The sequence below is a fragment of the Marivirga sp. genome (assembly GCF_051117495.1).
Taxonomy (GTDB): Bacteria; Bacteroidota; Bacteroidia; order Cytophagales; family Cyclobacteriaceae; genus Marivirga.
The window spans coordinates 51,703-74,296 of record NZ_JBNPEF010000009.1 but is presented as its reverse complement, the minus strand read 5'-3'; the positions used below and the strand labels follow the sequence as shown (position 1 = coordinate 74,296).

The 22,594-nt window shown below is 34.4% G+C and carries 20 protein-coding genes; 17 read left to right on the top strand and 3 right to left on the bottom strand.

Going from position 1 to position 22,594, the window contains the following annotated elements:
* Positions 1-43 precede the first annotated feature (43 nt).
* Complete coding sequence (locus ACFE0M_RS06010; protein ID WP_434544844.1) at positions 44-562, bottom strand: YfiR family protein; 519 nt, start codon at positions 560-562, stop codon at positions 44-46.
* Between the two features lie 251 nt (positions 563-813).
* Here ACFE0M_RS06010 and prfA point away from each other — a divergent pair, with 251 nt between their 5' ends.
* The 11 genes from prfA to ACFE0M_RS05955 all read left to right on the top strand — a co-directional run bounded on the left by prfA (position 814) and on the right by ACFE0M_RS05955 (position 13,684).
* Complete coding sequence (gene prfA / locus ACFE0M_RS06005; protein WP_434544843.1) at positions 814-1,884, top strand: peptide chain release factor 1; 1,071 nt, start codon at positions 814-816, stop codon at positions 1,882-1,884.
* Positions 1,808-3,253, top strand: a complete 1,446-nt coding sequence (locus tag ACFE0M_RS06000) for a choice-of-anchor Q domain-containing protein (RefSeq protein WP_434544842.1) — start codon at positions 1,808-1,810, stop codon at positions 3,251-3,253. Before prfA ends, ACFE0M_RS06000 begins: the two co-directional genes overlap by 77 nt.
* A 201-nt stretch (positions 3,254-3,454) precedes the next feature.
* Positions 3,455-7,315 carry a T9SS type A sorting domain-containing protein gene (locus ACFE0M_RS05995; RefSeq protein WP_434544841.1) on the top strand — a complete coding sequence of 1,287 codons (3,861 nt, stop codon included), beginning with the start codon at positions 3,455-3,457 and terminating at the stop codon, positions 7,313-7,315.
* Positions 7,316-7,578: 263 nt separating this feature from the next.
* A complete protein-coding gene (locus tag ACFE0M_RS05990; RefSeq protein ID WP_434544840.1) occupies positions 7,579-8,718 on the top strand; it encodes an ImmA/IrrE family metallo-endopeptidase in 1,140 nt (379 codons plus the stop codon).
* Entirely contained in the window at positions 8,715-9,212 is a 498-nt protein-coding gene (locus ACFE0M_RS05985) for a DUF4411 family protein (RefSeq protein WP_434544839.1), read from the top strand. The genes ACFE0M_RS05990 and ACFE0M_RS05985 overlap by 4 nt, the downstream gene beginning before the upstream one ends.
* A gap of 79 nt (positions 9,213-9,291) precedes the next feature.
* Entirely contained in the window at positions 9,292-9,768 is a 477-nt protein-coding gene (locus ACFE0M_RS05980; RefSeq protein WP_434544838.1) for a TPM domain-containing protein, read from the top strand.
* Positions 9,769-9,859: 91 nt separating this feature from the next.
* Entirely contained in the window at positions 9,860-10,240 is a 381-nt protein-coding gene (locus ACFE0M_RS05975; RefSeq protein WP_434544837.1) for a hypothetical protein, read from the top strand.
* Positions 10,241-10,610: 370 nt separating this feature from the next.
* Positions 10,611-11,174 carry a hypothetical protein gene (locus ACFE0M_RS05970; RefSeq protein WP_434544836.1) on the top strand — a complete coding sequence of 188 codons (564 nt, stop codon included), beginning with the start codon at positions 10,611-10,613 and terminating at the stop codon, positions 11,172-11,174.
* Positions 11,175-11,331: 157 nt separating this feature from the next.
* Positions 11,332-11,829, top strand: coding sequence for a DinB family protein (locus ACFE0M_RS05965; RefSeq protein ID WP_434544835.1), 498 nt, complete (start codon positions 11,332-11,334; stop codon positions 11,827-11,829).
* Between the two features lie 95 nt (positions 11,830-11,924).
* Positions 11,925-13,469 (top strand): glutamate--tRNA ligase, encoded by a 1,545-nt coding sequence (gltX, locus tag ACFE0M_RS05960; protein WP_434544834.1) that lies wholly within the window; start codon positions 11,925-11,927, stop codon positions 13,467-13,469.
* Positions 13,469-13,684: a hypothetical protein gene (locus tag ACFE0M_RS05955; RefSeq protein ID WP_434544833.1), complete on the top strand. Its 216-nt coding sequence runs from the start codon at positions 13,469-13,471 to the stop codon at positions 13,682-13,684. The genes gltX and ACFE0M_RS05955 overlap by 1 nt, the downstream gene beginning before the upstream one ends.
* A gap of 212 nt (positions 13,685-13,896) precedes the next feature.
* Here ACFE0M_RS05955 and ACFE0M_RS05950 read toward each other — a convergent pair whose 3' ends face one another.
* A complete protein-coding gene (locus ACFE0M_RS05950; protein WP_434544832.1) occupies positions 13,897-14,349 on the bottom strand; it encodes a 3D domain-containing protein in 453 nt (150 codons plus the stop codon).
* A 193-nt stretch (positions 14,350-14,542) separates the two neighbouring features.
* Between ACFE0M_RS05950 and ACFE0M_RS05945 the strand changes: the two genes are divergently transcribed.
* From ACFE0M_RS05945 to ACFE0M_RS05920, 6 genes are all read left to right on the top strand, one after another.
* Positions 14,543-15,112: an RNA polymerase sigma factor gene (locus tag ACFE0M_RS05945; protein ID WP_434544831.1), complete on the top strand. Its 570-nt coding sequence runs from the start codon at positions 14,543-14,545 to the stop codon at positions 15,110-15,112.
* Positions 15,109-15,864, top strand: a complete 756-nt coding sequence (locus ACFE0M_RS05940) for an energy transducer TonB (RefSeq protein ID WP_434544830.1) — start codon at positions 15,109-15,111, stop codon at positions 15,862-15,864. Before ACFE0M_RS05945 ends, ACFE0M_RS05940 begins: the two co-directional genes overlap by 4 nt.
* Positions 15,861-18,329, top strand: coding sequence for a gliding motility-associated C-terminal domain-containing protein (locus ACFE0M_RS05935; protein ID WP_434544829.1), 2,469 nt, complete (start codon positions 15,861-15,863; stop codon positions 18,327-18,329). The genes ACFE0M_RS05940 and ACFE0M_RS05935 overlap by 4 nt, the downstream gene beginning before the upstream one ends.
* 6 nt (positions 18,330-18,335) lie before the next feature.
* Positions 18,336-19,823 (top strand): PorP/SprF family type IX secretion system membrane protein, encoded by a 1,488-nt coding sequence (locus tag ACFE0M_RS05930; RefSeq protein ID WP_434544828.1) that lies wholly within the window; start codon positions 18,336-18,338, stop codon positions 19,821-19,823.
* Between the two features lie 32 nt (positions 19,824-19,855).
* Positions 19,856-20,632: a TIGR00266 family protein gene (locus ACFE0M_RS05925; RefSeq protein WP_434544827.1), complete on the top strand. Its 777-nt coding sequence runs from the start codon at positions 19,856-19,858 to the stop codon at positions 20,630-20,632.
* 170 nt (positions 20,633-20,802) lie between these two features.
* The gene (locus tag ACFE0M_RS05920) at positions 20,803-21,918 is read left to right on the top strand and encodes a pyridoxal phosphate-dependent aminotransferase (protein ID WP_434544826.1); all 1,116 of its coding nucleotides are present in this window, start codon (positions 20,803-20,805) and stop codon (positions 21,916-21,918) included.
* Here the strand turns inward: ACFE0M_RS05920 and ACFE0M_RS05915 are convergent.
* Complete coding sequence (locus ACFE0M_RS05915) at positions 21,915-22,562, bottom strand: DUF4230 domain-containing protein (protein WP_434544825.1); 648 nt, start codon at positions 22,560-22,562, stop codon at positions 21,915-21,917. The two genes, ACFE0M_RS05920 and ACFE0M_RS05915, sit on opposite strands and share 4 nt — an antisense overlap.
* Positions 22,563-22,594: the final 32 nt, after the last annotated feature.

Genomic DNA, 22,594 nt, shown 5'->3' with positions numbered 1-22,594 from the left:
AAATTTAATCCAATAATTCCATACACGCTTATTTATGTAATATTTAATTTATTTCTTCCCCAAAACGGGTGAGTTCTTGTGACATTTTTAATCCTGACTTCTCCAAAGTGTTGGTATTGACTTCAAATCGTAATTTACCATTTACATCTTTAAAATTGATCATAGATCCATTCCTGGCCATCCCATCTGATTCCGTAACCAATAAACAGGCTTGCCCTTTAAGCTTATTTTTTATGTCGCCAAAACTTTGGTTTTTTTCAGATGGAACAAATAAGATATGATAAAACTCCCCTGCGTTGACATTATCTAGCTTCACGATCTTGATATTTCTATCGCCAACTTTTTTGATTTCTGCCATTTCTTCCAACAATGGGATAATCTCGGAATCTCCCATTACAGCTATTACAAAATCACCTTTCTTTTTTTCCTCAGGCCATTCAATATATTTTGTAAAACTGTAGAAAAAAACCTTATGAAATCGGTAATTTTTTTCTTGTGCTATACTATCCTTAGTAATAAAAAGGAATAGGAAGAATATGACAACGATTTTTAAATGGTGCATTCGTTAATGAGTTTTCTTACAGCGTATATTATAAATATTTTAATTTTAAGCTTTCCGTTATCTCAGCTATTTTATTTTAAAGTGAAAAAGTAGTCAATTTTCAGTGAAAAAAGAAGTATTTATCGCTGAACTCCATTGAAAAATCTTTGAAATAGCGGTGGAGTAATAAAGGATCATAAAATATCATGTATTTCTTGCTTTAATCTATTGATTAATATTTAGTAGTTTTGTAGCAATAAATAGAATAATTGATGTTAGACAGATTAGAAAGAATGAAGGAACGCTTTCAGGAAGTAGGCCAATTAATGGTGCAACCTGATGCTATGGCGGACATGAAAAAATTTACCGAGCTCAGTAAAGAATATGCTGATTTGGAAAAGGTAGTGGAGGTATATGACCAATATACCAAAGTGCTGGATGACATCAAACAGGCCAAAAACATTTTGGAAACCGAAAAAGAACCTGAATTTAGAGAAATGGCCAAAATGGAATTGGACGAATTAAAACCTCAGAAAGAAAAGCTGGAGGAGGAACTGAAAAAAATCCTAATTCCGAAAGATCCCAACGATTCAAAAAATGCGGTACTGGAAATTAGAGCAGGAACTGGAGGTGATGAAGCAGCCATTTTTGCAGGCGATTTATATAAAATGTATCAGCGATTTTGCGATAAAAACGGATTGAATCTGACCGTTTTGGATTTAACCTTTGGCACGGCTGGGGGCTATAAAGAAATAATCAGCACCGTGACTGGTAAAAATGCCTATGGAACTTTGAAATATGAATCAGGTGTGCATCGGGTTCAAAGAGTACCGCAAACGGAAACTCAGGGAAGAGTTCATACTTCTGCCGCCACGGTAGCCGTATTGCCCGAAATTGATGATGTAGAGGTCGAAATTGATATGAATGATGTAAGAAAAGATACTTATTGTTCATCAGGACCTGGTGGACAATCTGTGAACACCACCTATTCTGCCGTGCGATTGACACACGAACCGACTGGATTGGTCGTAACCTGTCAAGACCAAAAATCTCAAATTAAAAACTTCGAGAAAGCACTAAAAGTATTACGCTCTCGTTTGTACGAAATTGAGCTTGCCAAACAAAATGAAGAAGTAGGCGCTCAAAGAAGAAGCATTGTACGAAGCGGTGACAGATCTGATAAAATCAGGACTTACAACTACCCTCAAGGACGGGTGACCGATCATAGAATAAATTATACAGTTCATAATTTACCCAATATAATGAATGGTGAAATCGAAGACCTTATTGAAAACTTACAGATTGCCGAAAATGCCAGTAAAATGGATGAAACGGCTCAATAAGGCCATATCACTGATTTTATGTGGAGTATTGTTAATAGGATTTGGTTCTTGTTCTTATGAACCTGAACCCACTACAGAAGCTGTAAATCTTACTTTTTCAACTGATACTTTACAGTTCGATACGCTTTTTGCCGAAAGATTGAGCATAACCAAAAGGCTGAAAATTAAAAATCCCACTAATAAGGCGGTAAATATTTCATCCATTGTGCTCAGAAATCAAAGCCAAGCCTTTCAGCTCACTTTGAATGGAAGAACGCAATCTTCATTTTCAAATCAACTTTTATTGCCAGAAGATAGTCTCCTATTGTTGGTTTCCGCCAATATTGACCAAGGGGATGAAAACAATCCATTTGTGATTAGGGATTACCTGGAAGTAGTGAATCAAGAAAATTCACAATCAGTTGTATTTGAAGCATGGGGTCAAAATGCCCATTATTTATCGGATACTATTTTGGACTGTGATGCCCGATGGAATGCTGAAAAGCCTTATGTTTTATCCGGTACAGTGCAAGTGGATTCTTCATGTGTTTTAAGCATTGAGCCAGGAACTAGAATATATAGTGCTACACAAACCTTTCTGGTGGTAAATGGCAGTTTGCAAGCAGAAGGCACTTTAGAAAATCCGATTATTTTCACCAACGACAGATTGGATGAGCCTTTTGTTAGTGCTGCAGGTCAGTGGGGCGGCATTGTGTTTTTAGAGGATAGTAAAGACAATTATTTCAAGCACACCACAATTAAAAATGCGCTCTTCGGTGTCAATCTCAATATTTTTAATCCTGATAATGAGCCTGATTTGATGATGGAAAACTGCTTTGTGGGCAATATGGCCATTTCATCAGTTATTTCACTTAATAGTGATTTTGCTGCTATTAATTCCGTTTTCTACAATACGGCCTCGGGAACGGTTTCCCATACCGGAGGTGGGAGTGCCTATTATACCCATTGCACCATTGCCAATTATTTTAATGTAGCTCGAGAAGACCCTTCCGCTTTCTTTTCTGATTTGGCTTTTGATAATAATGACAATGAAATTTTAGCCCCATTGGAAGTTCAATTGTTAAACAGCATTATTTACGGCCGAATAACAGACGAAATTCAATTTTTCGAACAGCAAGAAGGGAACTTGAATTTTTCCTTTTCGCATAATTTATTCAGGAGCAGTATATCAGTTTTAAGCGAGAATAATTCAATCAGCAACCAAGACCCTGAATTTGTGGAAGTAAATGAAGCAGATTTCCGCTTGCAAGAAAACTCACCTGCCATAGATGACGCCTTGCCAACAAATATTTCTACCGATATTCAAGGCACTAGCAGAGGCACCTCGCCTGACATTGGGGCTTATGAGTATGTGGAAATTGAGGAGTAAAAATTTATTGTGCAATTATTTAAGCTCAAAAGGTTTTTAAACAAATGCATTACTTATTATAAATTGACTTTTATAAGTTTTATTTTGTGTTTTACCCATTAAAATATATCTTCATACTTTTTATGTATATTAAAAGGATTTCTGTCTTTGATAAATATATTTTCATAACCTTATTCTTACCGAATAATAGAAATTAATAAGATGTCGACCACTAGAGTTAAAAACGTACTTTTCATTTTCTTGGTATTTTTTTCATTGGGTGCAATTTGCCAGACAAACGTAAGCGGTAATCTTTCCGAGAATGCTAATTGGACAAAAGAAGGTAGCCCTTACAATGTAATTGGAAATATAGGAGTACCTACAGGATACAGTTTAACAATTGAATCAGGAGTTACTGTAAATTTTAAAGGAAATTATGAAATATTAGTTTTTGGAGAGCTAAATATTAATGGTCTTGTTAGTGATTCCGTGTATTTCAACGGTCATTCAACAGGTGGTCCGGGAACAAAGAAAATGCTGGAATTTAGGAAGACAAATCTTTCAATGAGTTCTGTAAAATATACATCTTTTGCAGGTCCTCAAGATGTTCTTTTAGTTAGTAGAGAAACTGAATTTGATCAAGATGACCCGAAAGTTTCAGGAGAGTTGATTTTTACCAACTGTACTTTTCAAAACTCGATAATTCAAACTGATGGTTATAATTCTACCGGAAAATTAAAAATTAAAGATTCCAAGGTTAAAAATATGTTAATCAAGGGTAGGTATCCCAGAACGGAACCAATTGAACTTAATAACTGCGAAATTCTATCTAGTAGGCTATTTTCCGATTCATATAATAAAGGGATTTCCGTAAAAAACTCTAATGTAAAGTTTTCTGAATTTGATATAGGGTGTTGTGGAGCAAACTTTTCGATAAATAATTCAAAACTTTATGAATGTAACTTTACTTCTCAAAATGACAACCACTCTATATATATATCAAATACCATCATGATGAATACTTCATTTGAAGACAAAAATAGTAGTTGGTATGATCGTCAATATTTACAAATTACCTCTTCGGTAATATTATTGAATGAAGCTTCCGTAATAGATTATCAGGATATTTCTATATATAAAAGCTACATCAATGGGAATGGTACTAATTTAGCTGTTGATTCACGTGATAGGCTGAATTTTAATTCAAACACTATTGAAAACTGCTATACATCTTTGGCCTTTGAAGGCGAAGGCAATATATGGGATTCTAATTTTATTAACAATTCTAACCCAGTGGAAATCAAAGGAGATCATGATATAGATGCTACATCTAATTTTTGGGATTTACAGCCAGGCCAAGACTTAAACGATCTAATTATAGATCAAAGTGATGACCTAAATCTCGGGAAATTAAATTTTGAACCTATTGAAACAACTATAATTGAAAATGGTGTGATCAGACCGCCTCAGAAGGTATTCATGATGAAAAATCAAGATGGGGTTCATTTAAAATGGGATGCCAAGCAAAATTATGGTTATAAAGTTTATTATGAAAAAAAGGATTCATTAACATATGCACAAGTAATTGATGTTGGTAATGTAAATGAATATAAAATTGATGAATCAATAGCAGGAAGTCTAGCTATTACGGCTTACCATATGGATTCAACAAATGTAAATCAATTCAATGGAAAAGAAAGCTGGTTTTCAAAAGAGGCTGAATTTTATTTTAAACCCAATTTCATTTCGTCAGCAAATTTATGTGAAGGGACTCCAGTTGAAATAAGCCTTGAATCTGAATATAATTTTTCAGATACAAATCATTTTATATTACAACTTTCAGATTCTAATGGAAGTTTTGAAAATGCTGTTAATCTAGATAGTATCAATGATGATTCAGAAATACTTTCTTCTTTGTTACCTGATACTCTTAGTTTTTCACAGTCATACGCTATAAGAGTGCTGTCCAGCGAATTAAATATTTATTCAAATTCTTCAGAGGTTACTATTTATGAATTACCAAATTCAAATTTTAGCGCTATAATGGAATCTTGCCAATCTGACTCGGTCATTTTAAAATATGAAGGAGAGCTAAATAATGGATTAGAATTGAATTGGAATTTGAATGGAGCTGAAATTATTGAAAATCAAAAAGACAGTCTGTTAAAAGTTGTTTGGACCACACATGGTGAAAAGGAGATTATCCTCCAGGCAACCAGAAATGGCTGTTCAAATACCAGCTCAGAATTCATCAATATTATCAAAACACCAACTAGCGATTTTTCAGTTCCATCTTTTATCTGTGATGGTGAATTCGCAAAAATTAGTTATTTAGGTAATGGAGCAGATACAGCAAATTATAGTTGGGATTTTGATGGGGCGGAAATCATATCAGGAGAAGGAAGCGGGCCTTATGAAATTAGTTGGGATACTTATGGTGAGAAAAATATAAGTTTAACCGTAGTGGAAAATGGGTGTACATCTGAAATTAATAAATCCATCATTAATTATTATAAAACACCTTCTGCTGAATTTAGCTTAACAGATTTATCTTGTGAGTCAGATACGGTTACCATAACATATTTAGGGCAACTATCTGAGAAACTAGATTTAAATTGGAATCTGGATGGTGCTGAGATTATTGACAATCAACAGGATAGTCTTTTGAAATTACTTTGGGGTTCATTTGGTGAAAAAGAAATTACTCTTCAAGCAACCAAAAATGGTTGTTCAAGTACCAACACTCAATTAATCAATATTATTAAAACACCAACTAGTGATTTTTCAGCCCCATCCATACTTTGTGAAGGAGAATCAGCTAGCATTAGCTATTTAGGTAATGGGGCAGATTCAGCAACATACTCATGGGACTTTGATGGTGGTGTTATTGTTGAGGGAAGTGGTCAAGGCCCATACGAAATCAGTTGGGATACTTATGGTGAGAAAAATGTTAGTTTAACAGTTCTAGAGAATGGATGTGTATCTGAAACAACTATGCAAACGATTAGATATACTGAAAACCCAAACCTTTTATTCGAAGCAAAAGAGTCCATCTGTTATAACACTAATTATGAAATAAAATTTATCGGAACAAATTACTCAGATATTGAATGGAATTTCAATGAGGCTAATATTGTATCAGGCTCAGGAGAAGGACCGTACTCCTTGAATTGGGATAGCTCAGGTCAAAAGTCAATTAGTTTGAGTGCCACAAATAATGGTTGTATGGTTGACACAACCATCAATGTTTATGTTTTACCTGAGCCTAAAACTCCTGAAATCTGCATGGTTACAGTAGATAAAGAATCTTCAAAAAATAAATTGGTATGGAGCAATAACTCGGAAAATGTATATCAGTTTGGTATTTATAGAGAGACCAATGTTTCGGGTGAATATTCACTTATAGAGTATGTCAATGGTGGGTCAACCAATTCATATATTGATAATCAGTCATTTCCAGAACAGAAATCAAATCGGTATAAAATCACAATCTTGGATAGCTGTGGAACTGAGACTGAATATAGTGAACTGCATAAAACTATTCATCTAACTATTAATAAAGGAAATAATGATTCTTGGAATCTGATATGGGATGGATACGAAGGCTTTGCATTTGGAACCTATAGAATTTATAGAAGCTTGGACGGGGGCGATTTCAAACTACTAACCGAAATAGCTAGTAATCTTTCATCCTATACTGACACAGACGTACCCACTTCTGATGTAGCTTATCAAATTGAAGTTATAAATCCGAATCAGTGCGAGTCTAATATGGAAGAATCTGGAAAAACTGAAAGCTCAAGTAAATCCAATATAGCAAGAAACAATGCAATCACAGCTCTTAATAAATTAGAAGAATCCATAAAGATTTTCCCAAATCCCATAGTTGATTTTTTAAAAATCAAATTAGATCAAAAATTAGACGCTGAATATTATATACAGAACATGATGGGTCAAACAGTTGATTTAGGAACTTTGAAAAAAGATAATCTTATCGAAATGACTCATATTCCGTCTGGTATATATTTGTTAACAATTGAGACGAATAATGGCTCAATCCGCAAAAGGATTATTAAAGAGTAACTAAAAGCATAAAAGATATTGATTTAAATTATATTATTTAAGTCAGTATCTAAAATGAAAGTATTTGGATAGAATTTAAGAATCAATCTTTACGAATCAAAGTTTCAAAGAAAGAATTAAAAAATTAAGTCTCATTGACAAAATCAGAGAAAGTTTGTCGATTACTAATCGACCGTAGTAATATGTATCAGGAATGTTGGTATAACTAGGTTGTAGGTAATACTATAGAACAATCTTAAATAAATATCGATTATATTTGCATCATGGCAACAAGGATAGAAAATATTAACTCTGACATTATAAACTGGGCGATTACTCGTGCAGGGAATAGTTTGGAGGAATTCTATCAAAAAAACCCTAGTGTTGAAGAATGGATTAAGGGAAATAAAAAACCAACCATAAAACAACTTGAAGATTTCACTCACAAGGTTCATGTGCCTTTTGGATACATGTTTCTTAGCAACCCTCCAAAAGAAGATATTCCTATACCATTTTTTCGAACTGGGAAAAAAATGAATGATAAAGTATCTCTTAATGTTTATCACACCATTCAACTTATTGGTGAAAGACAAAACTGGTTGACAAATTACCTAAAAGAAAGTGAATATCCTGATTTAGAATATGTTGGTAAATACAATGAAAGATCCAATTATTTTGAAATAGTAAAAGACATTAGAGATAGTCTGAAACTACCTTCTAACTGGGCTAGTAAAATGGGGACTTGGGAAGAGGCCTTAGATTACTTGACTCTCCAGATTGAAGAAATAGGGATTATTGTAAATTTTAATGGCATTGTTGGAAATAATACCAGAAGAAAAATTCCTGTCGAAGAATGCAGGGGTTTTGTTTTAGTAAATAAAAAAGCACCGTTTCTGTTCATAAACTCTGCTGATGCTAAAGCTGCTCAAATGTTCACTCTTATACATGAACTTGCACATATTTGGCTAGGAGAGAGTGCAGGATTTGACAATCAACAGATGTTACCTGCTAATGATCCAGTTGAAAAACTTTGTGACCAGGTAGCTGCGGAATTCCTAGTTCCAGAATTATTTTTAAGGGAAAAATGGAAAGAATCTAAGGATGTTAAATATCTAAGTAGAATCTTTAAAGTAAGCCCAATAGTTATAGCAAGAAGGTGCATGGACTTAAATTTAATTACTAAAACTGCATTTTTTGACTTCTATAACAATTACATAAAGGAGTATCAGTTTAAAAAAGATAACCAAAAGTCTGGCGGAAATTTTTATGCGACTGCTAAGAAGAGAATCAGTTTAAGATTTGCAAGTTTTGTGAACAATGCAGTAAACGAAAATAATTTATTATATAGAGATGCATATAGATTAACGAGTCTGAAAGGAAATACATATGAAAAATTCATCAATGAATATTTATATCAAGCATGAGCAAATTCATTGTAGACTCCAACTTTTTCATTCAAGCTCATCGAGCTATTTATCCAATTGACGTGGTACAAAGCTTTTGGTTAAAAATTAAAAATTTAGCTGATTCTGGCACTATCATAAGTATTGATAAAGTCAAATTAGAAATTTTTGATAATTCTGCTCATGAAGATGAATTAAAAGATTGGTGCCAAAATAATTTATCAGATTCCTTCTTTCACAACACGGATTCTGTTTTACAGAATTATATAGCTATTGTTAATTGGGCATCATCTGCTAATTACACTGACCGAGCTAAGCAAGAATTCTTAGAAACAGATTTAGCGGACCCTTGGTTAGTAGCATATGCAATGAGTACTGGTGACACAATTGTCACTTATGAGAAAAGCGAACCAAACATTAAGAGAAGAATTAAGATTCCTGAGGTTTGCAAAGAGTTTAATGTACGGAACGTCAATACAATTGAAATGCTACGTGAGTTAAATGAAAGTTTCTAAACACTAATTACAACAATGTTTAAAAATGCATTAAAACGCATTTTAGCTTCGTGCTAGCAATAATAACAACACACACAAAATGAGCAAACTTATAATATTAGCTTTTGCATTATTTTGTTACTCTAATGCAACACTTGATAGAACCTACGTATTTGACAAAGAGGATTTATTTACTGATACGCAAGAAGAAGAGTTACAAAATATGATCATGATGCATGAGTCCGTGACAACTAATGAAATTGCAATTGTGACGACCCCTGATTGGGGAGATAAAGAAAACGCATTATTTTTTTCAGTCAATTTTTACGACACTCATAGAATTGGTAAAGAGAAAAAAAATAATGGAGTTGTAATGGTTATTAGCAAACAGCAAAGAGAAACCAGAATTACTACAGGTTACGGCACTGAAGAAGTATTGAAAGACGAAATAGCTAAAAATATCATTGATAGCGTCATGATTCCGAGATTTAAAGAAGGTAGGTATTTTGTAGGAGTTAAAAATGGAGCTCAAGCAGTAATTGATTTTTTGGAAAAACCAGGAAATGAAATAAAATAAAAACCAGTTGCTACCACGCTTTATAGTCTATCGTGTATAAGATAGATTAGTTATCAATCCTTCTGGTAGGTACAAAAAACATAGACTTTACATGTTAAATCAAATATTTTTGGGAGAGAATTCAGCAGTAGAATTAAAAACGAATAAATCTATTGATGATATAAAGGTTCATATTGCAAAAAATTATGATAAAAAGGAATATAGTGAAATCGATAAATTTTCCGACTTAACTGATGTGACATCAGATTTTATTTATTCCTACAAAGATTCGAAATTGATTCTTAGGTTTTCCAAAGAGATTAAACGTAAAAACCGGAGTAGCCTTGATGGCTTTTACCCTAGATTTAAAGGTGTCTTTGAAAGCGAAAACAGTAAAACTAAAATTACTGGAGAAATTGGCCTTACACCAGTGATTTGGTGGATTCAAATTATTTGGCAGATTGTTTTTCTGTTTTATTTCTTGGGTGGTTAATTGATAATCAATCATTTCCAGACGGTGAAAATATAATTTTTTTTAACCTATTCGGTCTTCTTCTCTTTTTTATAAGTCTGATAATTACTCGCAATAGAGTTGATAAACTAAGAAATGAAATTGAAGAAATAGCTCGCTAACATTCACTAAAAATGCACTTACATACTGCTTCTAGCAATATGAAGAGGTATATCTCCACAAAGTTAAACTAGTGATTTCACTTAGAAGTAGGACAAGTATTAAGGATTGGTATCTTCTTTTCTCTTTCAATAATTGTGGTTATGGTTTGGCTTCGCTACTTTAGTATTTCATCAGCGAAGTGTAGCAAATGCATTTTAGCTTCGCATTATATGCATTACCTAAACGAAAGATGGCATCACAAATAGACGAAAAGCAAGTCAGAAAAAAGGCAAAGCAACTTTTATCTGACGGAACAACTAAGCAAGAAACCTATGAGCAACTAGTTGATAAATTTGCTGGAAGAGAAACCCTTGCAAAAATTGTGAAGAGAATTCCTTCTCAAAAGGCTTGGGAAAAATATGGAGTTTGGAACCATGTGCTAAGTGCACTAATGATCCTTTTACTCCTAATGATGATGCTCGCTAACCCGACTTTAGGAACTTTCATCTGGTATGGCCTGCCGACTCTTGCGATTCTTATGCGAAAAACTAGATTTTATTTTTGGATTGCAATTCTAGCTGGACTTGGAACAGTAACAATTGTCGCAGTAACTCTAAGCTCAGCAGATAGCATACAAATAGATGGTATAATTAGAATTTCGATATTTTTTGTACTTCTTTTCCCCGCTGCATTTCTGGCAATTTGGCTCCCTAAGAAATTAACTCCTGAGCCGATCGAAAAAAGAGAATTTTACGAGAACAAATATGGAGAAAAGCGAAGCAGGATATTGTTTAAGTTTGCGGAGAAAGCATAAATTACTAAATTCACAGCTACACCATAATCAGATATTTAGATGGTCAAAGAGCCATAAATTGAACAATTGCACTACTTCTCCTATTTTGAAAAAACATAAGCAATCACCACCAATTGATTTGGAATAGAAAAGGAAAAATTTTATTAAATAGAACTAAATGCAAAACGACAGATACATAGACTATGCCGACTACAATATTTGGGCAAACAACAGATTTATTGCGAGTCTCTCAAAACATGAGGAAGATTTGCTAAGTCAACAAATAGAATCCAGTTTTCCGAGCATCATGAAAACAATTTCTCATATCTGGATGGCTGAAATGGGTTGGCTTTCTAGGCTAGAGGGAAATGGTTGGGAAACATCCAAAATCATAAACTTTTCAGGAAATGCAAATGAAATGTTTAAGGCTTGGCAGTCAACTTCTCTAAGCTTTAATGAATTCGTAGAAAATACAGATTTAGAACAAAAGCTTGATTTTGAGCATAAAGGAGAATCATTTTCAATTCCATTTCGAGAAATAGCGCAAACCGTTTTTAATCATGGAAGCTACCATAGAGGTCAACTGGTAATGATGATGCGCCAGTTGGGCATTACCGATATTCCCAAAACCGATTACATTGAATGGGTTCGCGAAAAGGATAGAACTAAAGCTTAAACATATTCATTACTTATAAGTATTGTTTGCTAGGGTACAACTTTTAAACATTATTCCTTAATTTTGCACCCCAAATCGCATTAAAAAAGAATCTTATGAGTCAAGCTGTACGCGTACGTTTTGCCCCAAGTCCTACTGGCCCTCTTCACATAGGCGGAGTAAGAACGGCTTTATATAATTACCTATTTGCCAAAAAAATGGGTGGTCAATTTATTCTCAGAATTGAGGATACTGACCAAAACCGATATGTAAATGGAGCCGAGGATTATATCCACCAAACCCTAAAATGGCTGGGAATTAACCCAGATGAAAGTCCTTGGAATAATGAAGGTGAAGTAGGTCCTTACAGACAAAGCGAACGTAAAGATATTTATGCCCAGTATGCCCAGCAATTATTAGATGAAGATAAGGCTTATTACGCTTTTGATACTTCCGAAGAGTTGGATGAAATGCGAGAACGATTGAAAGCGGCTAGAGTGGATACACCACAGTATAATGCCATCACTCGAATGCAAATGAAAAACTCTTTGACTTTATCTGAGCAAGAAGTAAAAGCCAAATTAGATGCTGGGGAACCTTATGTAATCCGTTTAAAAGTACCTAGGAAAGAGGAAGTGCGCTTAAATGATAAAGTAAGAGGTTGGGTAATGGTTCATTCTACTCAGATAGATGATAAAATCTTAATGAAATCGGACGGGATGCCGACTTACCATCTAGCCAATGTGGTGGATGACCATTTGATGGGCATTACGCATGTAATTCGTGGTGAGGAATGGTTACCCTCAGCCCCTTTACATGTTTTGCTTTATCAATTTTTAGGTTGGGAAGATACCATGCCGGAATTTGCGCATTTGCCTTTATTATTGAAGCCCGATGGCAATGGAAAATTAAGTAAGCGTGATGCTGAAAAACATGGTTTCCCAATTTTCCCAATGGAATGGAAAGACCCAGCTTCTGGTGAATTTTTAGCTGGGTTTAAAGAAGAGGGCTATCTGCCGGACGCATTATTAAACTTCTTGGCATTTTTAGGTTGGAATCCGGGTAATGAACAGGAAATATTCAGTTTGGAAGAATTGATTGAAGCTTTCACCATCGAAAGAATTGGAAAAGCGGGTGCTAAATTTGATATCCAAAAAGCCAAATGGTTCAATGAGCAATACCTTAAAAATAAACCTAATTCAGAGCTTGCAGCATATCTTAAGCAGGATGTGGAAGCTAATGGGATACAAGTTTCTCAAGAAAAATTAGAGCGTATAGTACACGTTTTGAAAGAACGGGTCACTTTCCCAACTGAGTTTTGGACACAAGGTCAATATTTTTTCCAGAAGCCTGATAGCTATGATGAAAAAGTAGTGCGGAAAAAATGGAATGCGGATGTGGATAAAGCTTTGACTTTATATGCTGATGCATTGGAAAAAGTAGAACATTTGGATGCAGGAAACGCCAAAGCTACTTTTGCTTCAGTACTGGAAGCCGAAGGCATTGGCATGGGGAAAGTGATGCAATCCTTAAGAGTAAGCATAACTGGACAAGCCGGAGGCCCTGATTTAATGGATATTATTGAGATTTTAGGCAAAGAGGAAATAACAGAAAGGATTCGTTTAGCGTTAGATAAGCTAAAGGACCAAATTTCTGAGTGATGCCTAAAAATAAAGATGATAATAAAAAGGATAAAAAACCGAGTGTGAACCCAAAACTAGAAGGTTTTGATGTAAAAATCGATTCCTTTGGTGAAATCCAGACCAGCTTTGATATTGATAGAATTAACCAATTCTTAAATAAGGAAGTGGAAGATAAAAAGCTAAAGGACAGGGAAGATATTGAGGATTTAAAAAATAAAGACGAGGAGGAATAATAGTATTTCTCATAAATGAAAAGGCAAGTTCAGTATTCTCGGCTTGCCTTTTTTAGTGGCTATTTTATAAACTGAATTCGTATTAAATTTCTACAAAACATCTTCAAAGCGTCATTTCGGTCCCGATAAATCGGGATTATTTTTTTAAAAAAAAGAAAAATATCCGAAATCTTGATTTAGTCTGTCCCGTTTTTACAGGGACGGTGCTTAAATTAATCGAAACTCAGATTTGTTGTATCTAAATCTTCATTCTTTTTAGGAATATAAATTTTAATTTCTTGCTTGCCCCAATTTCGGGCGGCCTCTATATCCAATCCCATATAAATATCAATTTTATTGGTCCAGCGCTTATTCATTTTATCCTTTACAAAAAAAATACTATCCATTCCTTCAATCATTATTTCTGAATTATAAACCAATCCGCTATCAATTAAATCCCTTGAAACAGCGATGGCATTCATGCCCGGTCTTAAGGTGTCTCCCCATGCGGCAATGGCTGGATTTCCTTTTTTAGTTTGAGATTCTACAGAGTTATAAGCTGTGGCCGTTACTTTTAAAGTATCATATTGTATTTTTTCACTATGTTGCTCTGAATCCCCATTTCTATTACAAGCAAGTAATCCTGATAAAAGAAATATAAAAATCAAATTTTTAAAATTGTTCATAATCAATAATTTATAAAGCTTTAATATATACACACTGGTACGTATTTCTCAGCTGGTAATCCTATTACTTAACCGAGGAGCAAGCAAATCGTTCAGATTGGCTTTTTCAGACAATCTATACTTCAAGAAATAATTAAGCATAATTCTGTATCTTTTTCTACCTGATTGTATTCTATGTGTAAAAATTGATAATTTGGATGAACTAGTAAGATATAGTGAGAAATTAATGCAGGAAGCCTCAGAAAAAGAATGGATTGAAAAGGCAAAAGAAAATCCCAGGTGGTTTCAGCCTCTGTATGATAAATATTTTTCACTGATTTTTAAATTTCTCTTCAAAAGACATGCTGATGAAACCATAACAGCAGAAATTTGCTCTGAGGTTTTCTTTAAGGCATTGATGAAAATAAAAACCTATAAAGATCAAGGTCATCCCTTTTCATCTTGGCTTTATAAAATAGCTTTGAATGAATCCAATCAATTTTTTAGAAAGCAAAAGTATCAAAGGCAAATACCGCTTGATTTATTAAAAGCAGAAAATCTAATTGATGAATTTCCATTAGAAGATTCAATTCAGCAAATGGAATTGCTCAAAAGCGCAGTGCAAACACTAAAGCCTAAAGAATTAGAAATTATTGAACTGCGATTTTTCAACAGCTTATCCTTTAATGAAGTGGCTTCTGTCTTAAATATCACAGAAAATAATGCAAAAGTCCGGTGCTATCGAATATTGGATAAGCTTAGAATAAAAATGAAAGTGAAATGAAAGTAAAATATCAATATATCGATCATTTACCTGTTTTATCGGAGAAAGAAATTGCTCAACACAGGGATTTTAAAGCAATTCTGGATAAACGGACTGATTATCTGCAAAGAAAAATTACGTTTAGAAAAAAAATATGGAAAGCTGGCATTTCAATTTTAATCCTTGGCGCTATTTCTACCGCTTTATTTTTATGGCAAAAGCCTTTTCCTAAAATGAAGGAAATTGAAGCCGTTCAAATTCAAGTAACTGAAAACGCTATCACAAAAAACGAAGCCTTTGAAATGGAATTGCCAAAAGCTAAACGGCCTGATAAATTAAGCCAAAAGCAAGAATCAATTCCTCAAAGTCCTCTTAGAAAAGTAGCTGGGAATAAAAGTGAGCATGAACGGGAAATTAAAGAGGAAACGCATATTAAACCTTCTCTCCAAATGGGATATGAAAGAGCTGTTCCAATTGTTGGGATGGACTCACTTTCAAATTACTTGAATAAAAATCTTCAATATCCTGAAGCAGTGGATAAAAGCAATGGAATAGAAGGTTCTGTGAACGTAATCTTTAGCATTACAAAGGAAGGGGAACCATCAGATATTGAAATACAAAATTCCTTGGGGGAAGCTTTTGATGAGGAATGTTTTCGATTGATTTCCAATATGCCAAAATGGAAGCCTGCAATCAGAAATGGTAAAGCTGTGAACTCAAAAGTGAGCTTACAATTATCCTTTGAAATTGAAAAAGAAAATGTAGAGAAATGAAAAAACTATCAACCTTAATTTATGTCCTAATTTTTTTAAATCCTGTTTGCTTATTGGGACAGCAAATGGAGAAAATAGATTCTGTTCAGTTATCTGCTCAGGAAATTATAAACTCCTTTTGGCTGGACATCAATAATAATGCAATTCATGAGCTGATTTTGCAATCCCAAATAGGGGAAGACAGCACCATTCTGCTTTCATTTGATTGGCAAAGAAAGCAAACAGATACTTTACATAATATGATTTTCACCTCCTTTCCAATTCAAATTGAGGATATGGACAATAATAATCAATTGGATATTATTGGATTTAACCGAGACAGTTCCAATCTAAATCACTTAAGTATATTATATCAAAATACTGATAGTTTTGAAAAAGGATTTGAAGCGCAAATTAATGATATCCAAGAAATTTATATTCAAGATTGGAATAAGGATGGACTGAAAGATCTACTTATCCTTCAGCAAAATAATGATTCTTTAGCACTATCCATTTTAAAAAATAGTCCTTCAGGAATTGATGATGAACCAGAAGGCTTAATGAGTTTACCTAATCATGCTCAACTCAATTTTTTGGATATCAATCAAAATGGCAGAACGGATATTTTGGTCACTTCCAATCATTCGACATCACCTATTATTCCCAGTTTAATTTTAAATCATAAGGATTCAATTGAGGTTAAAGAGTCGAATCTTCCTGAAGCATTTTATGAAAGTATAGGCTTAGGAGATTATAATCATGATGGAAAGATGGATTTTTTTGCCACATTTTATTCCGATGAGAATAATGCCAAACTTGGGATTTTTGTGAATGAGAATAACGACTTTGAAAATGTCGTCCCGATTGATTTTCAAGGGTTTATTCCCGAACGAAGCTTTTTAGCGGACTTTAATTCGGATGGTCTAACAGATATTTTTCTTAATGATAGCCTCAATGCAGCACTTATTTTTCAGAATATGGAGGAAGAACTCGTTTTTGAAATTATTCAAGATTCCCAAAATAAAATTTTCAACTTTTACGATGAAGATCAAGACGGAGATTTGGATATAAGTTCTATATCAAAAAATAGAAAGGACACATCAGAGTTGGCCATAAACTTAATTGAAAATCATGCCCCGGCTGAAAATCTTCCACCTTCTGTACCTGACTTTCATACAGCTTTTCAAACTTCAGAAGGTGTAATGATAGTTTGGGATGATGCTGTCGATGATCATACAGCGCCAAAAAATATTACCTATGACCTCTACATTGGTCAAAACAGCTATAATGTGGATATTTTAGCCCCTAATTTTGATGTTAATTCTTCGGAAAGGCTAAAAACGGCAAGGGGAAACAACTTTTATGGAAATGAATTGAAGCTTGATTCGCTTTCAGCAGGTAGGTACAGTTATGGTATTCAGCCGATCGATAATTCTCTTACTAGCAGGGTAATTGCTGGTTTATGTCCTCCCGGTTGCGGAGGACGCTATATGGCATGTGGGGAATTTGAAATTTGTGAGTCCATTAATGAAAATATCATCAATACTTGTATTGGCCATGAAATAACCTTGAGTAATGATTCAAAATCCCGTCATTGGTATTCTGAAGAAAGAGGATTTCTAGGTACATCAGATTCACTATCATTTGTGGTAGATTCTGAAGATATTATTTATGCTAGAGATGTTGATTTCACAGATTGTGATAGTTACCAAACATATAAGATCAATATTGTGGAGGAAAATGATTATCAATTTGAGGATAAAGTACTTTGTGAACCCGATGAAATTGAATTGGATTTTGCAGGTGAAGCAGATAGCATCAAATGGTATTCCGCAGTTGACGGATTTTTATCTGATGATTTTAGCACGACAATTTTTATAGAAAAAGAAGATCAAATAAGGTATGAAGCATATTTCAATAACTGTATTATTGAAGGAGAATTTTTGGTAGATTTTGATGAAAGCCAGGTGGAAATCACCAATAATAATTTTCAAATTAAAAGAGGAGGAAGTGTCCAATTGAATGCAGAAGGCGCCATGGAATATGAGTGGTTCCCAGCAAATTCAATAAGTCAAAGTAATATTGCTAATCCTATTGTCTCACCTGAAGCTACCACAAAATATATTGTCAGGGGTACTTCACAATTTGGCTGTATTTCGCAAGACACAATTGAAATCAAGGTGCTTCAAGAAGCCTTTATTCCTGATTTGTTCACACCAAACGGTGATTCGAGAAATGATAGGTTAAAGATTTATGGGCTTGTGGATGTAGCTGATTTTGAATTCATCGTCTATGACAGAGAGGGAAATATAGTATTCAAAACCGATAATGCCAATAAAATGGCAAGCACTGGTTGGGATGGGACAAAAGGGAGTAGTAAAGCGGAAGCAGGCATCTATTTTTGGCAAGTCAGAGGAAAATTTAATGATGGAGAAACTATCCAACTCAATGGCCAGCAAAAAGGAAAGGTTTTACTGAGCAAATAAGCCAAAATGAAGAAATTATTTCTCACATTATGTTTAGGTATAATAGCAGGAAGCTCCTTTGGCCAGAATTTTATGCATGCATTGTATGAATACACGCCAAATAGAGTGAATCCTGCTTTTGCCTCTTCTGATAATTTCCAAAAAGGGATGTTTATATTCCGAAATCAATACGCTTCGGAGGATATAAAATTCATGACTTCCTACGCAGAAGGAAATCACCCAATTTTTAATGAAGAGAGAAGATGGTCAGGAGTTTCTGTTTCATTAATGAATGATCGAAATTATGGTGCTGAAATTTACAGTCTTAACCAAATCAGTGCATCCTATGCGATAAACGTACCTCTTCAAAAATATACGGAATTCTCCATAGGTCTAAATTCAAGTTTTCAAAGTAAATCCCTAAATACACAACAATTAACCACTGGAAGTCAATATGTGGAATATTTTGGCTTTGACCCTAACTTGCCAAGTGGAGAGGGTCAATGCACTATCAATAAAAATTATTTTTCCTTTGCATTTGGCTTATCCTGGCAAAAAGTTGACCGGTATGGGAAAAAACTCTTTTCCGCTGGTTATGCTTTACATAACTTGAACAGACCAGAAGATTCGTTCTATGAAAATAATGTCAATAAGCTTCCCTTTTTATCGATTTTAACTGCTTCTGCCACTTTAATGGAGAATTACCAATGGCATATTAAACAAGATGTATTTTTGCGTCATGCTGGCTCAGTAACTGAACTGGTTTCAGGGCCTTCTTTTCGATATGCGGTTGGCAACATGAGAACGGAATCCATAAAAACCATGCTGAGATATTCCACTGCTAATAATATAATGCTGGGGGCTGTTTATGAATCTGAAAATTTTGCACTTGGGGGAAGCTTTGACTTTAATATCCTGAAAAATAATATTAGTAATAGCGGGACATTTGAAATCATGCTTTCTATTAAAAGACTAAAAAGGCCAAAGCGTAAAAGTAATTGGAGATTTAATGCTGAAAATACAGAAGAATCTGATCAACTTGAGGAGGAAAAGGAGGATCATTCGGTCAATACAGCAGAAGAAAATTCAAATTTTCAGGATGAAGAAAAAGATCCGCAAGATGAAATAACAGTCAAAACAGAAGCTGGTGTGATCACTTATCTTCCTCACGAATTAGAAGACTTAACTTATAATTTTCAATTTGATTTTGATGACTATAATCTTAATCACGAGGATGAACAATACATTAAAGAGATGACCGAAATTATTCGACAAAACAAGAAAGTCAAAGTGAGATTAACCGGTCATACGGATAATATTGGAACGGATGAATATAATATGGAATTAGCGTTTGAAAGAGCGAAAAAAATTGGGATTATTTTGTTGAAAAATGGAGTGCCAAAGCGTAAAATCAAATTGGTAACCAAAGGTGAAAGCGAACCAATTTCTACAAATGATACAAGTGAAGGGCGAGCCAAAAACAGAAGGGTTCAGATGCAATTGGTTTATGATTAATTTCTTATTTTAGCCATCTAAACTTTAAAATTATGCATTCACAATCACACGAAGTAGATTATAAGATTTTAGGAGATGGCGTTCAGCTAGTAGAAATCGAACTGGATCCACAAGAAACAGTAATTGCAGAAGCCGGGGCTATGGTTTATATGGATGATTCCATACATTTTGATACCAAAATGGGCGATGGCTCTAATCCAAATGAAGGCTTTTTAGGCAAATTGATGTCCGCAGGAAGCAGGATATTCACTGGAGAATCCCTTTTTATGACCCATTTCACTCACCAAGGGCAAGGCAAAGCGCATGTTGCTTTTTCAGGGCCATATCCAGGAACTGTAATTCCCTTGGATTTAAAAAATCATTACAATAATGAAGTGATAGTTCAAAAAGATGGATTTTTGTGTGCGGCTATGGGCACAAAAGTTTCTATTACTTTGAACAGAAAAATTGGTTCTGGTTTATTGGGTGGTGAAGGATTCATTTTACAGAAATTATCTGGTAATGGATTGGCATTTGTCCATGCAGGTGGAACAGTAATTGAAAAGCAATTGAATAATGAAACATTAAAAGTGGATACTGGCTGTGTAGTAGCCTTTGAGTCTTCAATAGATTTTGACATACAAACCAGTGGAGGTATTAAGTCCATGCTATTTGGTGGGGAAGGTATATTTTTGGCCACTTTAAGAGGTACAGGCAAAGTATGGTTGCAATCTATGCCAATTAGAAAGCTAATTCAGGCGATAGCTCCTTACAGTAAAAATTCTAGGAAAGAAGGTGGCTCATTGTTAGGGGAGTTTTTGGAGCGATAAATTATCATTTTATGCAATAGGCAAGATTTCCTTGCCTCTGTAAATTAATGATTGGTAAAAAGTTTCCCTTGATTCCTGCTCTTTTCATGAGCCTACTACAGGCCTCTATTCCGCTCTATGTCAATTAATTAGTTTTTATTCTTATATTGTATAAACTAAAGTGCTATACCATGAACAATATTGACAGAAGACAATGGCTCAAATCAATCGGACTAGCTGGAACTATGGCCTTTATTAATCCAGCTCAATTATTATCAAATGATAGCCCAGCATCATATGGGGGTTCAAAATCAGAGTTAATCAAGCTCAACTTCAATGAAAACCCTTATGGTCCCTCCAAAAGCGTGAGGCAGGCCATGAATTCAACTTTTGACAATGTTTGTAGGTATCCATTCTCTGACCTTAAGGAATTAGTAAAAAATATTGCAGCTAAAGAAGGGGTAACTGAAGATCATATTGTGGTTACGGGTGGTTCAACGGAAGGTCTCCGTGCAACAGCGCTTACTTATGGATCAGGTAGTGGTGAAATCATTGCAGCACATCCAACTTTTCAAGCTATGTTGAACTATGCAGAAAATTTGGGAGCTTATGTTCATCGTGTACCTGTCAATGAGAAAATGGAACATGACCTAGAGGGAATGGCGGCTAGAGTCACCAACAAGACGAGATTGATTTTCCTCTGTAATCCAAATAACCCTACGGGCACTTTATTAGATAAAGAGAAAATACAAGATTTTTGTAATTCACTTGAAAACAAAGCGGTAATATTTAGTGATGAGGCTTACTACGACTATATTACTGAACCAGAATATCCCTCGATGGTGGAATTGGTCAAAGAAGGCAAGAACATTATCGTTTCTAAAACTTTTTCTAAAGTTTACGGACTTGCAGGTATAAGAATTGGCTATTTAATTGCCCGTCCTGACATTGCAGATATACTGAAAAAAAATATAATGGCCATGACCAATGTTTTGGCTATCGCTGCAGCTAATGAAGCACTTCAAGAAGATGATTTTTATAAATTTAGTATTGCTAAAAATATGGAAGCTAAGCAGCTAATTTATAAAACCCTTGATAGATTAAAACTTGATTATATTCCTTCTCATACAAATTTTGTCTTTTTTCACTCTAATCAACACATTAATGAATTAAGCTCCAAAATGATAAATGAAGGAGTTGCAATTGGACGTCCTTTTCCTCCGCTGTACGACTGGGCAAGAATTAGTACAGGAACAGTAGAACAAACAAATTCCTTTTGTCTCGCATTGGAAAAGGTTTATAGCTAATCTAATTCAAAATGTATAATCTTTTCATTTTCATCATAAGCAAGTATAACAGTTGCTCCAGTAATATTTTCTAAAAATGGTTTGAGAACACTAATACTCATACTTTTGGCATCGGAGAGAATCCCAGATTGCAAGGCGGCTTCCCTGATTTGTGCCTCTGCTTTTGCATATACTTCATCCACGAATTCTCCAGCTTTCTTTTGATCCTTACTGGTTTTTAAATCATAGAACGTACTTTTATCTAAGTTCACCTTATAGTAGCAAATCTCAGGTTGAGGCAGCTTGATAATAATGGTATCTTCTCTAGTTTCAATGTCTTCAACTTTGATTTTTTGTAAATCGATACAGGCTACGGCCTCACCTTGGGCAATTAAAATTGCTTTTTGATCTTGACCACCCGGAATATAGAAATATCCCAGATCCAAATATCTTTTGGCCACATTCTCCATCTCTACTACTTCCTTGTAATTATATTTTACCAGTTCCAATTTCCCCAATTTTTCAATTTCTTGCAGCACTAAGGTACTTTCAATTTGGGTTTTTTCTGGGGTAGTGTAATTCCCTAATCTTCTGAGCCATAGAAAAACCAAAAGGACCAGTACAATTATCCATGGAATTAATCGAATGATTGCTTTAAAGTTCATGGGGATTTATTAAGTTCGTTTTTGCGTTGAGT